Origin of the sequence: Kribbella sp. NPDC050470 (assembly GCF_044458365.1) — a bacterium.
Lineage (GTDB): Bacteria > Actinomycetota > Actinomycetes > Propionibacteriales > Kribbellaceae > Kribbella.
The window spans coordinates 220277-233195 of the sequence record NZ_JBITHV010000014.1 but is presented as its reverse complement, the minus strand read 5'-3'; the positions used below and the strand labels follow the sequence as shown (position 1 = coordinate 233195).

Sequence of the window (12919 nt, the reverse complement as noted above, 5' to 3'; positions counted from 1 at the left end):
GTCCGGTCCCGGGTTAGCGTAGTGCAGAGAGCAACATGGAGATCACGGGTGCGTAGGTTCAAGCGGATTTCGTTGTGGCGCGTGGGGGCGCCGCTGGCGCTGCTGTGCGCCGGTCTGCTCTTCGCGACCAGCGCCACCAACGCCCGAGGCACCGACCTGCGCCCTAGCCGCAACACTACGCTCGCCGGGCTGGTGGAGGAACAGAGCCGCCGCAGCGCGAGCTTGGTCCGCCAGCACGCCGCCCTCACCCAGGACATCGAGAAGCTGCAGGCACAGCAGGGCTCGATGGACCCGAAGCTGTCCGCCCAGCTCAAGGAACTGTCCGAACAGGTCGGGACGACGCCGGTCACCGGCCCCGGACTGACCGTCACGCTGAAGGACGCGCCACCCGAGGTGGTGAAGGAGAACCCGGACGTCGACGCCGACTGGCTGGTGATCCACCAGCAGGACATCCAGGCCGTGGTGAACGCGCTCTGGGCCGGCGGCGCGGACGCGCTCTCGATCCAGAACCACCGGGTCATCTCCACCACCGGGATCAAGTGCGTCGGCAACTCGGTCGTCCTGCACGGCGTTCCGTACCTGCCGCCGTACAAGATCACCGCGATCGGCGACCGGCAGAAGCTGCAGAAGGCGCTGGACGACTCGCAGTACATCGAGAACCTGCAGGACTACGTGGTGAAGTTCCAGCTCGGCTACGAGGTGAAGAACGAGTCGTCGATCGCGATGCCGGCCTACGAGGGCACCCTCGACCTGCAGAGCGCCACCGTCCCCGGCTTCGACCGCACCCCCTCGGTCAGCCCGACCGCGACCGGCCGTTAGCTGCCACAGCTGCCACAATGGTTCGCATGCCGCGGATCCTTGTCGTCGACAACTACGACTCCTTCGTCTACAACCTGGTGCAGTACCTGCAGCAGTTGCAGGCCGAGACCACTGTGCTGCGCAACGACGAGGTCACCCCCGACGACGTCACGTCGTACGACGGTGTCCTGCTGTCCCCCGGTCCCGGTACGCCGGAAGAGGCCGGCGCGTGCGTGGACATCGTCCGGGAGCAGGGCGGCCAGGTCCCGATCTTCGGCGTCTGCCTGGGTCTCCAGGCGATCGGCGTCGCGTACGGCGGAGTTGTCGGGCGGGCCGACGAGTTGCTGCACGGCAAGACCAGCCAGGTGTTCCACGAGGGCGCCGGTGTGCTCGCCGGGCTGCCGTCGCCGTTCACCGCGACGCGGTACCACTCGCTGGCGATCGCCCAGGACAGCGTGCCGGACGAGCTGCAGGTGACGGCCCGGACCGAGGCCGGCGTGATCATGGCGGCCCGGCACCGCGACCTCCCGGTCGAGGGCGTCCAGTTCCACCCGGAGTCCGTGCTGACCGAGGGCGGTCACCGGATGCTCGCCAACTGGCTGGTGATGTGCGGCGACCCGGACGCGGTCGCCCGCTCGGCCGGCCTGGCCCCCGTCGTCAGCTGAGGCAAACGAAAACCCCCGCGGAAGACCGCGGGGGTTTTCTTCGGTTCAGCCGCCGATCGTGATCGGTGGCGTGGTCGGATCCTCCGGAGTCTCGGTCTCCGTCGGCGTGGGCGTCGGCGTGGGCGTCGGCGTGTTCTCCGGCAGCATGTTGATCGTCAAGGTGACCAGGCTGCCCTTCGCGGCCTGGGTGCCGCCCTTCACGCTCTGCTGGAGCACGGTCTGGTCGGGCTTGCTCGGGTCCTGGCTCTGGTCGTAGCCGACCTTGAAGCCGAGCTCCTTCAACGCCCTGGTCGCGTCGTCGAAGGTCATCGTGACGACGTTCGGGACCTCGACCATCTCCTTGCCGCTCGACACGGTCAGGGTGAACTCGGTGCCGGACGGGTACTGACCGCTCGGGTCCGGCGAGACCGCGAGCACGGTGCCTTCCTTCTCGCCACTGTTCTCGGTCTTCACCTCGTCCTTGACCTTGAAGTTCGCCTTCGTGCCCTCGATCGCCTTCCGCGCCGCGGACTCGGACTTGCCGAGTACGTCGGGCACCGGGAACGCGCTCGGACCGGACGAGAACACCACGGTGACGGTCGAGCCGGTCTCGGCCTCGGTGCTCGCCTGCGGGGTCTGCGAGATCGCGAGCCCGCGGCCGACCGTGTCGCTCGCCTGGGCCGGGCCCTGCGCGAACTTCAGGCCCGCGTCGGTCAGGATCGCGGTCGCGTCCGCCGACGACTTGCCGCTCACGTCCGGAACCTGGACCTTCGCCGGCGGGGTCGCCCCGCCGCCGTTGTCATTGCCCATGTTGGTGAACAGCGCGTAGGCGCCGACCGCGACGGCGACGATGGCCAGGCCGAGCAGGAAGTAGGCGAGGCCGCGGTTGCGCCGGGCCCGCGCCGCCTGCGCCTCGTCGAGGCCGTCGTCCGGCGGCAGCAGGTCGTCGCCGCCGGGCTGCTGGTACGCCTGGGTCGCCGCGGCGGGCGAGTAGGCGCTCGTCATCGCGCGGGTCTCGGCGACCGCCGCCATCGGCGCGGTCACCTGCTGGCCGGCGAGCACCCGGTGGATGTCCTGCCGCATCTCGGACGCGCTCTGGTACCGATCCTCGCGGCTCTTCGCCAGCGCCTTCAGGACGACCGCGTCGACCTCCTGCGGGATGTCCGGGTCGAACGACGACGGCGGCAGCGCCTGCTCCCGGACGTGCTGGTAGGCCACCGACACCGGCGACTCACCGACGAACGGCGGCCGGCCGGTCAGCAGCTCGTACAGCAGGCAGCCGGTCGAGTACAGGTCGGAGCGGGCGTCGACGGTCTCACCACGGGCCTGCTCCGGAGACAGGTACTGCGCGGTGCCGATCACGGCCGCCGTCTGGGTCATCGTGGACGAGGTGTCCGCGACCGCCCGGGCGATGCCGAAGTCCATCACCTTGACCTGGCCCTGCGGGGTCAGCATCACGTTCCCGGGCTTGATGTCGCGGTGCACGATGCCGGCCCGGTGGCTGTAGTCGAGGGCCTCGAGCACGCCGGAGGTGATCTCCAGCGCCCGCTCGGGCATGATCTTGCGGCCCTCGCGGATCAGGTCCCGCAGCGTCTTGCCGGTCACCAGCTCCATCACGATGTACGGAATGGTGACGCCGGAGCCGTTCGGGTCCGGCTCCTCGCCGGTGTCGTAGACCGACACGATGGTCGGGTGGTTCAGCGAGGCGGCCGACTGGGCCTCGCGCCGGAACCGGGCCTGGAAGGTGGCGTCGCTGGCGAGGTCGACGCGCAGCCGCTTGATCGCAACGGCCCGGCCCAGCCGGTTGTCGACGCCCCTGCGGACATCGGCCATGCCGCCGCGGCCGAGCGGTTCGCCTTCTTCGTACCGGCCGCCGACGAGACGTGCCTGCGATGTCATGACTCAGCCTTCCAACCTGTCCGAAACACACTCAACTTGCCCACGGTAGCGGCCGCCACACGTGGATCCCCGTCGGAAAGACACGCTGTCACGGCATCATTCCGTATCGTCGTCATTGGCCCAGCACCGCCTCCATCACCCGCTTGGCGATCGGCGCCGCCAGGGTGCCGCCGGCGATGTCGTTGCGCGGGATGTTCGCGTCCTCGATCATCACCGCCACCGCGATCTTCGGGTCGTTGGCCGGGGCGAACGCGGTGAACCAGGCGAACGGCGGGCGTTCCTTCGACGTCTGCGCCGTACCGGTCTTGCCGGCCACCTCGACGCCGCTGATCTGGCCGGGCCGGCCGGTGCCGTTCGCGACCACGTCGACCATCATCTGGGTCAGCTGCGACGCGACCTCCGGGGTGACCGCCTGGTGCAGCTCCTCCGGCTTGGTCTCGGAGACCGTCTTCAGGTCGGCCGTCTTCACGTTCTGCACCAGGTACGGCTTCATCACCGCGCCCTTGTTCGCGATCCCGGCCGCCACCATCGCCATCTGCAGCGGGGTGGCGCGGACGTCGAACTGGCCGATCGCGGACTGCGCGGTCTGCGGCTCGTTCGGATCGCCCGGGAACTGGCTGGCGACCGCGCCCAGCTCGGGCAGCTGCCGCTCGCCGAAGCCGAACTTCGCCGCCTGCTCGGCCAGCGCGTCAGCCTTCAGTTCCAGGCCGATGGTGCCGAACGCGGTGTTGCAGGAGTAGCGCAGCGCGATGGTCAGCGTCGCGTTGTCGCTGCCGCCGCAGTTCTGGCCGTTCTCGTTCACCAGCGGGACCGTGGTCTGCGGCAGCGGCAGCTCGGCCGGCGAGTGCACCTTGGTCTCCGGCGTGAACTTGCCGCTGGACAGCGCCGCGGCCGCGGTGACCAGCTTGAACGTCGAGCCCGGCGGGTAGAGCTCCTTGACCGCCCGGTTCGACATCGGCTTGCTCTCGGCCTCGTTCAGCCTCTTCCACGCCGCGCTGACCCTGTCCAGGTCGTGCGAGGCGAGCTCGTTCGGGTTGTACGACGGCCGCGTGGCCAGCGCGAGCACCCGGCCGGTCTTCGGCTCGATCGCCACGACCGCGCCGGTCTTGCCGGCCAGTCCGTCGTACGCCGCCTGCTGGGCCGCCGCGTTCAGGGTCAGCGTCACGCTGGCGCCCTGCTGGCGACGGTTGGTGATCACGTCGATCACCCGGCGGAACGCCATCGACGGGTCGCTGCCGTTCAGCTCGGAGTTCTGGGTCAGCTCGATTGCGGATCTGCCGTACAGGTAGGAGTAGTACCCCGTCACCGGTGCGTAGACCGGGCCGGAGGCGTAGGAGCGCTGGAACTCGAACCGGTCGTTCGACGGCTTGCTCTGGGCGATCGGTGTGCTGCCGATCAGGATCGGGCCGCGGTCGATCGAGAACTGCGAGTCCCGCACCCGGCGGTTGTCGTTGCGGCCGTTGAGTTCGTTGGCCCGGAAGGCCTGCAGGTACGTCGAGTTCGCCATCAGTGCGAGCATCAGGATGATCGCCGCCACAGCCAGTCGCCGGATCGCTGAGTTCACTGCTTCTGCACCGCCATCGCGATCGTTTCGTCGGACACTGGAGCGGCCGGCGTCTGCGGCCGGCGGGCCTGGTCGCTGATCCGCAGCAGCAGCGCGATGATCGCCCAGTTCGCGACCAGCGACGTACCGCCGAGGGCCATGAACGGCGTGGCCAGACCGGTCAGCGGGATCAGGCCGGTGACGCCGCCCACGATCACGAACACCTGCAGCGCGAACGACATCGCCAGACCGGTCGCGACCAGCTTGCCGAAGATGTCCCGGCAGCCGAGCGCGGTCCGCAGGCCGCGCTCCACGATCAGCGTGAAGACCAGGATGATCGCGATCACCCCGGTCAGGCCGAGCTCCTCGGCGAACGAGGAGATGATCATGTCGCTCTGCGCGTACAGCGTGATCTCCGGGCGGCCCTGGCCGAGACCGCGACCCAGGATGCCGCCCCAGGCCTGGCCCATCAGCCCGGACGCGACCTGGCCGCCGTCGATCGAGAACGGGTCCAGCCAGTCCGTGATCCGTTTGTGCACGTGGCCGAAGGCCTGGTACGCGAAGAACGCGCCGCCGGCGAACAGCAGGCCGCCGATGATCAGCCATCCGGCCCGCTCGGTCGACACGTACAGCAGGAACAGGAACAGGCCGAAGAACAGCAGCGACGACCCGAGGTCGCTCTCGAAGACCAGCACGCCCAGGCTGACCGCCCAGGCGATCAGGATCGGCCCGAGGTCGCGGGCGCGCGGCAGGTCGAGACCGAGGAACCGGTGCCCGGCCAGGGTGAGCACGTCGCGCTTCACCACCAGGTATCCGGCGAAGAAGACGACCAGACAGACTTTCGCGAACTCACCGGGCTGGAACGACATACCGGCCAGCCGGATCCAGATCCGGGCGCCGTTCAGGTTCACGCCGAGCCCGGGGATCAGCGGGAGCACGAGCAGCACCAGGCCGGCCAGGCCGGCGGTATAGGTCAGCGCCTGCAGGCGGCGGTGGTCCCGGATGACCAGGATCACCACCAGGAACAGCACGACGCCGACCGCGGTCCAGGTGATCTGCTGCGGCGCCGCCGGCGGCTTCGGGGTCCGGCCGTTCGCCTCCGCGATCGCGGCCAGGCCGAGGTCGATCCGGTGGATCATCGCCAGGCCGAGCCCGTTCAGCGCGACCGCGCAGGGCAGCAGCACAGGGTCGGCGTACGGCGCCCGGAACCGCAGCGCGAGGTGGGCGATCAGCGCGAGCAGGCCGATGCCGGCGGCGTACAGGCCGGTGCTGGCCGGGATCTTGTCCTGGACGGTCAGGCCGATGTTCACGTACGCGCCGACCGAGACGACGACGGCGATGATGAGCAGGAACAACTCCACCCCGCGCCGGCTGCGCGGGATGATCTGGATGACGGACGTCGACGCGATGCTCATCGGACGCCGTCACAGTCGTCGGGGTTGACCGTGCCTGGCGACGGCGAGGTGGTCGGCTTGGCCGTCGCGGGCGGCGCACTCGTCGCCGGCTTGCTCGTCACCGGCTTGCTGGGCACCGGCGTACTGGGCTTCGGTGTCGGCGACGGCGTCGGCTTGGCGCACTCGTCGGCGGCGCGCTGCAGCTCGCTCACGATCGTCCGGGCCCCGGGCAGGTCGTCGGCCTGGATGTTGCTCTCCACCTGCTCGCGGTTGTACGTCGGCAGCTTGTCCACCTGCAGGGCCTGCTTCTCGTACACCTTCGACAGCGTCAGCCCCGGGATGTCCTCGTCCACACCCTTGAAGATCGCCACGTAGTCACCGTCGGTGCCGACGTAGTACTGGCTCTGCGTCCAGCTGTACGCGAACCACCCGCCACCGAGGATCAGACCGAGCAGCACCGCCAGTACGGCGATCCGCCGCAGCCACGGGAACCGCTTCGGCGCCCGCGGCGCGTACCGCAGCTCCTCCGGGTCGAGGGCCCCACCGTGTCCGTGACCACCACCGTGCCCATGACCACCAGGTACGACGATCGTCGGTTCACCACGACCGGTCCCGCCCTGAGCCAGCTCCGCGGCCGCGCCGACCAGCTGCGGCGACGCGCCGCTCGACGGCTGCGTCTCGATCACGTCCGCGACGACACACGTCACGTTGTCGTTCGACCCGGCTTCCAGGGCGTGCGTGATCAGCTCCACGACCACGGAGTCCGGCGTACCGTCGGCCATCGAGGCCGCGATCACCTCGTCGCTCACGTAGTCGGGCAGGCCGTCACTGCACAGCATCAGCCGGTCACCGGCGCGGACGTCGAGGATCTCCAGGTCCGGGTCGGAGTCCGGCCGGCCGTCGAGGACGCGCAGGATCAGGTTCCGGTGCGGGTGGGTGAAGGCCTCCTCCTTGGAGATCCGGCCCTCGTCCACCAGCGACTGCACGAACGTGTGGTCGTGGCTGAGCTGGTAGAGCAGCCCGTCGCGCATCCGGTACGCGCGGGAGTCGCCCAGGTGCGCCATCCCGAGCTGACTGCCGTCGAACATCAGCGCGGTGACGGTCGAACCCATGCCCTCGCGCTCGGGGTCCTCCTCGACCAGCTCGGACAGCCGCTCGTTCGCCCGGTGCACCGCGCCGGCCAGCGCCTCGATCATGTCCTCGCCGCTGATCCCCGGCTTGTCCAGCTTCCGGATCACCTGGACCGCCGCCGCGCTGGCCACCTCACCGGCTGCGGCGCCGCCCATTCCGTCCGCGAGCAGCAGGAGGTTCGGACCGGCGTACGCCGAGTCCTCGTTGTTGCGGCGCACGCGTCCGACGTCGGACAGTGCGGCGTAGTCGAGCGACAGGGTCATCGAGGCAGGCCTACTTCGCGATGTTCAGCGTCGTCCGGCCGATCCGGATCGAGCCGCCGATCTCGGCCGGCACCGGGCGGGTCACCCGCTGGCCGTCCAGGTACGTGCCGTTGGTGGAGCCGAGGTCCTCGACCCACCACTGGCCCTCGGAGTGGAACAGCCGGGCGTGCCGGGTGGACGAGTAGTCGTCGTCCAGCCGGATCTGGCAGTCCGAGCCGCGGCCGATGATCACCGGCTCGTCGACCAGGGTCGCGCCGACCCCGGCCTGCGGGCCGTCCGCGATCGACACCGACCCGGGCAGGCCCTTGCGCTTCTTCACCGGTTTGGCGGGTTTCGGCGTCCGGGTGTTCTGCGGTACGACGGCACTCGCCGTACGGCTGTCCACCTTTGCGCCGAACAGGTCGGACCTGATCACGGACAGCACCGCGAGGACGAACATCCACAACAGGGCCAGGAACCCCAGTTTGATCAGGGTCAGGGTCAGTTCCGACATGGAAGGTCAGTCACCACCCGCTGCTCGGCGGCTGGGCGAAGGGCTCGTCCGCCAGACGCAGCGTCATCGTCGTGTTGCCGATTCGCACGGTCGAGCCGTCGACCAGCTCGGCCTCCGTGGACCGCCGGCCGTTGACCAGCGTGCCGTTGGTGGACCCCAGGTCGACCAGCACCACCCGGATGCCGCCCGGGCCCTCCGGCATCAGCCGGATCTCGGCGTGCCGGCGGGAAACCCCGGGGTCGTTGATCTGGATGTCAGCGTCGGTGCCACGGCCCAGCACGACGCCCGGCGGGTTGACCGGCCGGCGGCGGCCGTTCACCTCGAGCATCACCTGTGGGTGGCCGCGGCGGGCCGGGGGCTGTTGCGGGGGCGGTGGGGCGCTCTGCAGCGCAGTCTGGCCGTCGTTCGGCGGCACGTAGGGCTCCTGCTGGTAGGGCTGGGGCTGCGGACGGGGTCGTTGGGTCCCGACTGTCGCACTGACCACACGGAACTTACCTGTCGGCAGGTCGTCCTGCTGGGTCAGCACGATCTCGATCGGGCCGGAGAACGTGTACCGCTGGATGTCCGCGTGGTCCCGGAGCTCGTTCGCGAGCTCGTGGTTCAGGGTCTGGCCGTAGGCGTTCAGCCGTTCGAAGTCGCTCGGCCCGAGCTCGATGGTGAAGTGGTTCGGCACCAGCCGGCGGTCCCTGGACAGGATCCGCGCGGTGTTGTCGATCTCACGCTTGAGCGCCGCCGCCAGCTCGATCGGCTCGACGTCGCCCTTGAACGCACGCGCGAAGACACCGCTCACAATGCCCTCCAGACGTCGCTCGAAGCGCTGCAGCGGTCGCACGCCTCCTCCTCCACGGTCGGTCGCCGGTTGTAGCCAACGATCGTGCTTGCCGTCCGGCGCCCTCAGCAGGCACGCCGTACGCCGTGTCCACCGGTCCTGTGGACACACCGGGTACGACGATCGATCGTATCGGGAGGTTCGACCCAACCCGCAATGTGAACGTTCCGCACAACCCGTGCTACTGTTCCTTCTCGGTTGCAGACGAGACTCTCAGACGCATCCAAGCGCGCGGGTGGCGGAATAGGCAGACGCGCACGGTTCAGGTCCGTGTGCCCGAAAGGGCGTGGGGGTTCAACTCCCCCCTCGCGCACAGCAAGTCCCGGTCAACAGACCGGGACTTTTTGTATTTCCAGGGTGTGTTCACCATCACCCTGCCGAGCCGGTCGTGGCGGTGCGGGGTTCTGGGGGTGGGGGCTGAGACTGTAGGGCGGTGACGGGGATTCGGGTTGGGATTGCGCAGCCGGTGATCGGTGCGGACGCCAGGGGTAACGGGAAGACCGTGCGGGCGCTGATGCGGAAGGCGGCGGGTGCGCGGGCGCGGCTGGTGCAGTTCCCGGAAGGGATGCTGAGCGGGTACGCGAAGGAGCAGATCGCGGACTGGTCGCAGGTCGACTGGGACGTCGTCCGCGACGAGCTCGAGAAGATGATGGCGCTGGCCGCCGAGCTGAAGATCTGGGTCGTGCTCGGCTCCGCGCACCCGCTGACCCCGCCGAACCGGCCGCACAACAGTCTGTACGTGATCTCCGACACCGGCGAGCTCGTCGACCGCTACGACAAGCGGTTCTGCTCGAACACCGAGATCAACCACTTCTACACACCCGGTTTCGACCCGGTCGTGTTCGACGTCGACGGCTACCGGTTCGGCTGCATGATCTGCGTCGAGGTCAACTTCCCGCACCTGTTCAGTCAGTACGAGCAGCTCGGCGTGGAGTGCCTGCTGCTGTCGGCGTACCCGGTCGACGAGGTCTTCGAGGTGAAGGCCCGCGCGTACGCCGCGATCAACTGCTACTGGGTCGCGATGTCGCTGCCCGCCCAGACGGTCGACCTGATGCCGTCCGGCCTGATCGCCCCGGACGGCACCTACGCCGCCCAGGTCGCCGGCAAGTCCGAGCTCACCGTCGCCACTATCGACCGCGACGACCCGGCCCTGAAGGTCCCGCTCGCCCACGCCCGCCCCTGGCGCGCCACCGCCCGCAAGGGCGCCATCTACCGCAGCCGAGCCGTCACCGACCCGCGCTCCGCCGACCGCACCACTACCTGAGGCGGACTCCGCGGATCGGTCCGCGGGCGGACGCCGGGGTGGCGGGGCGGGTGTCACAGTTACCGGCATGGAGCACGCGTTCGAGCTGGTCGGGTTGACCAAGGTGTTCGGGGAGCAGCGGGCGGTCGACGACCTGAGCCTCGTGGTGCCGAAGGGGTCGTTCTTCGGGATGCTGGGCCCGAACGGCGCCGGCAAGACGACCTCACTGTCGATGGCGGTCGGGCTGCTGCGCCCGGACTCCGGTACGGCGAAGATCTTCGGCGTCGACGTCTGGGCGCAACCGACCGAGGCGAAGGCGCTGGTCGGCGTCCTCCCGGACGGGCTCGGGATGCCGGAGCGGCTGACCGGCCGCGAGGTGCTCACCTACCTCGGCCTTCTCCGCGGACTCCCGGCCGACGAGGTGGACCGCCGTACGACGGAGCTCCTCGAGGTGCTCGAGCTCGACCACGAGGACGACAAGCAGGTGATCGGCTACTCGACCGGGATGCGGAAGAAGCTCGGCCTGGCCGTCGCGTTGCTGCACGCGCCGCGGCTGCTGGTGCTGGACGAGCCGTTCGAGGCGGTCGACCCGGTGTCGGCAGCGACCATCCGGACCATCCTCAACCGCTTCATCGCCGGCGGCGGCTCGGTGGTGATGTCGAGCCACGTGATGGCTCTGGTCGAGCAGCTGTGCGACCGGGTCGCGGTGGTCGCCGACGGCAAGGTCGTTGCCGCGGGCACGGTTTCCGAGGTGCAGGCAGGCGGCACCCTGGAGGACGCGTTCGTGTCGCTGGTCGGCGCCTCGACCCGAGGCGCGGAGGGGCTGTCGTGGCTCTCGGCCTGACGCACGCGACCTCACAGACGCTGGTCCGGATGCGGCTGGCCGCGTTCCGGCACGCGCTGAAGGACCAGAACCGGGTCAGCTGGATCGGCACCGGTGCGTTCGTCGGCGCGGTGCTCGCCGGCGGGACCATCTGGGTGGCGGCCCGGGGCGAGCTGGACCTGCTGGTCGTCGCGCTGGCGGTGTGGATGCTGGGCTGGATCGTCGGCCCGCTGTTCGCCGGTGGCGGCGACGAGACGCTCAAGCCGGAGTACTTCAGCATGCTCCCGCTCAGCCCGCGCACGCTGTCCGCCGGACTCCTCACCGCCGCACTGGCCGGTGTCGCCCCAGTCATCAGCCTGCTTGCCCTGCTCAGTCTGGTGGTCGTCGGTGCACAGCTGTCTGTCGCCGCGACTCTGATCGCGCTGCCTGCTGTCGCTCTGCAGCTCCTGTGCTTCGTCCTGGCGTCCAGGCTTGCCGTTGCGGTGTACGGCGTACTCCTGCAAGTGCGGTCCGGCGCCGTACTCGCTGCCGTCGTCAACGCCTTCATCCTGGCCTTCACCGCACAGGGGTGGGCGCTGATCGTCGCCTTCGTGTCGACCGACGTGCAGGGGACCATGGCCAGCGCGTCGCGCGTTGCCCCGTCCGGCTGGGGTCTGGGCGCAGTAGAGGCCGCCGGGCGCGGGGACTGGCTGCGGGTGCTGCAGTCCCTCGCCGGTCTTGCACTGCTCGCCGTGGTCATGTTCGTCGGCTGGTCCGCTCTCTTGGTACGGCGTACGACGGCCACCCACTCCGGTCGCAAACCGCGGCGGTTGCTCACGGCCACGGGTCCACGAGACGCAGCGGCGGCCAAGGAGCTCCGGTCCTGGACGCGCGACCTGCTCTACGGCCATCGGGCCGTGTTCGCGATCTGCTACGGACTCTTCTTCTGCCTTATGCCGCTCGCCATCGGCTGGAAGGGAATGCTCCCCTGGGCCGGTCCGGCCGCCCTCGTGATGGCGGGCTCGATGTCGTCCAACCTGTACGGCTCGGACGGTACGGCGCTGTGGACAACACTGATGACACCCGGGTCGGCCGGGCCCGATGTCAGGGCTCGGCAGCGTGCGTTCCTGCTGGTGTTCGGTCCGCCGACGTTGCTGATCACGCTGCTCCTCACCTGGTGGTCCGGCTCCGCCAGCGCATGGCCGCTCGTGCTGAGCGTGCTGCCGGCGCTCCTGGGCAGCGCGGCCGGTCTGGTCGTCGCCTGCTCGGTGTTCGCCGCCGTACCGACGACCGACGCGCACAAGCGGTCCGGCAATCCGCTCAACTCCGGTGAGAACGAGGGCGAGACGATGGGCATCGTCTGGGTGATGCTCATCCTGGTGTCGATCACCGCCGGCCCAGCACTCGCCGCAGCCCTGGCCTGGTCGTGGTGGGGCGTTCCGGTCGGCGTCGCGTCCGGCGTACTGGCCTGGTGGTACCTCGGTCGACTCGCAGCCACCCGCCTCGAGCAGCGCGGCCCGGAGCTCCTCACACTGCTCCGCCACGGCCGCTCCACCACCGAGCAAGCCAAGAAGGCCGCGCAGTACGACCACATCCCGCGCTGGCGGCGAACGCTGGCCAACTACTGCCTCGGCTTCGGCGCCATCCCACTCTTCCCGCAGGCCGTCGTACCCGCGATCTTCCTACTCACCGGCAACACCGACACCAAGTCCTGGTTCCTGGCTCTCCACCTCGACCCGCAGTGGCACTGGCCGGTCATCGCCCTCATGGCAGCCCTCGGCCTCTCCATGTATGCGTTCGGAGGTCTCACCTACCTCAACGCGAAGCGGAAGGCGGATCCGCTGCTTGTTCAGTGACCCGTCAGTAGGGTGAGACGGCTG

Annotated in this window: 11 protein-coding genes and 1 tRNA gene; 6 read left to right on the top strand and 6 right to left on the bottom strand. The window is 69.5% G+C overall.

The window, feature by feature from the left end; genetic code table 11:
- Nucleotides 1-48 precede the first annotated feature (48 nt).
- A complete protein-coding gene (locus tag ACIBGM_RS38285) occupies nt 49-819 on the top strand; it encodes a DUF881 domain-containing protein (protein WP_396388320.1) in 771 nt (256 codons plus the stop codon).
- Nucleotides 820-845: 26 nt separating this feature from the next.
- A complete protein-coding gene (locus ACIBGM_RS38280) occupies nt 846-1463 on the top strand; it encodes an aminodeoxychorismate/anthranilate synthase component II (protein ID WP_360527998.1) in 618 nt (205 codons plus the stop codon).
- Nucleotides 1464-1508: 45 nt separating this feature from the next.
- On the opposite strand, the gene pknB is transcribed toward ACIBGM_RS38280, so the two are convergent.
- From pknB to ACIBGM_RS38250, 6 genes are all read right to left on the bottom strand, one after another.
- A complete protein-coding gene (pknB, locus tag ACIBGM_RS38275) occupies nt 1509-3341 on the bottom strand; it encodes a Stk1 family PASTA domain-containing Ser/Thr kinase (protein ID WP_396388319.1) in 1833 nt (610 codons plus the stop codon).
- 112 nt (nt 3342-3453) lie between these two features.
- Nucleotides 3454-4905, bottom strand: coding sequence for a penicillin-binding transpeptidase domain-containing protein (locus ACIBGM_RS38270; protein ID WP_360528004.1), 1452 nt, complete (start codon nt 4903-4905; stop codon nt 3454-3456).
- Entirely contained in the window at nt 4902-6299 is a 1398-nt protein-coding gene (locus ACIBGM_RS38265; protein WP_360528007.1) for an FtsW/RodA/SpoVE family cell cycle protein, read from the bottom strand. The genes ACIBGM_RS38270 and ACIBGM_RS38265 overlap by 4 nt, the downstream gene beginning before the upstream one ends.
- The gene (locus tag ACIBGM_RS38260) at nt 6296-7672 is read right to left on the bottom strand and encodes a PP2C family protein-serine/threonine phosphatase (protein ID WP_396388318.1); all 1377 of its coding nucleotides are present in this window, start codon (nt 7670-7672) and stop codon (nt 6296-6298) included. Before ACIBGM_RS38260 ends, ACIBGM_RS38265 begins: the two co-directional genes overlap by 4 nt.
- Before the next feature lie 10 nt (nt 7673-7682).
- Nucleotides 7683-8165 carry an FHA domain-containing protein gene (locus ACIBGM_RS38255; protein ID WP_360528013.1) on the bottom strand — a complete coding sequence of 161 codons (483 nt, stop codon included), beginning with the start codon at nt 8163-8165 and terminating at the stop codon, nt 7683-7685.
- A 10-nt stretch (nt 8166-8175) separates the two neighbouring features.
- Nucleotides 8176-8997, bottom strand: a complete 822-nt coding sequence (locus ACIBGM_RS38250) for a DUF3662 and FHA domain-containing protein (RefSeq protein WP_360528016.1) — start codon at nt 8995-8997, stop codon at nt 8176-8178.
- A 226-nt stretch (nt 8998-9223) separates the two neighbouring features.
- Between ACIBGM_RS38250 and ACIBGM_RS38245 the strand changes: the two genes are divergently transcribed.
- The 4 genes from ACIBGM_RS38245 to ACIBGM_RS38230 all read left to right on the top strand — a co-directional run bounded on the left by ACIBGM_RS38245 (nt 9224) and on the right by ACIBGM_RS38230 (nt 12895).
- Nucleotides 9224-9307 (top strand) — tRNA-Leu (locus ACIBGM_RS38245).
- Nucleotides 9308-9427: 120 nt separating this feature from the next.
- Nucleotides 9428-10258 (top strand): carbon-nitrogen hydrolase family protein, encoded by an 831-nt coding sequence (locus tag ACIBGM_RS38240; RefSeq protein WP_360528019.1) that lies wholly within the window; start codon nt 9428-9430, stop codon nt 10256-10258.
- A gap of 67 nt (nt 10259-10325) precedes the next feature.
- Nucleotides 10326-11081, top strand: a complete 756-nt coding sequence (locus ACIBGM_RS38235) for an ABC transporter ATP-binding protein (protein ID WP_360528022.1) — start codon at nt 10326-10328, stop codon at nt 11079-11081.
- The gene (locus ACIBGM_RS38230; RefSeq protein WP_396388317.1) at nt 11066-12895 is read left to right on the top strand and encodes a hypothetical protein; all 1830 of its coding nucleotides are present in this window, start codon (nt 11066-11068) and stop codon (nt 12893-12895) included. Before ACIBGM_RS38235 ends, ACIBGM_RS38230 begins: the two co-directional genes overlap by 16 nt.
- Nucleotides 12896-12919 lie beyond the last annotated feature (24 nt).

Coding starts and splice junctions, on each gene's coding strand:
- ACIBGM_RS38255 (WP_360528013.1), bottom strand. CDS start 8,165: ATGTCGGAACTGACCCTGACCCTGATCAAACTGGGGTTCCTGGCCCTG.
- pknB (WP_396388319.1), bottom strand. CDS start 3,341: ATGACATCGCAGGCACGTCTCGTCGGCGGCCGGTACGAAGAAGGCGAA.
- ACIBGM_RS38235 (WP_360528022.1), top strand. CDS start 10,326: ATGGAGCACGCGTTCGAGCTGGTCGGGTTGACCAAGGTGTTCGGGGAG.
- ACIBGM_RS38280 (WP_360527998.1), top strand. CDS start 846: ATGCCGCGGATCCTTGTCGTCGACAACTACGACTCCTTCGTCTACAAC.
- ACIBGM_RS38265 (WP_360528007.1), bottom strand. CDS start 6,299: ATGAGCATCGCGTCGACGTCCGTCATCCAGATCATCCCGCGCAGCCGG.
- ACIBGM_RS38260 (WP_396388318.1), bottom strand. CDS start 7,672: ATGACCCTGTCGCTCGACTACGCCGCACTGTCCGACGTCGGACGCGTG.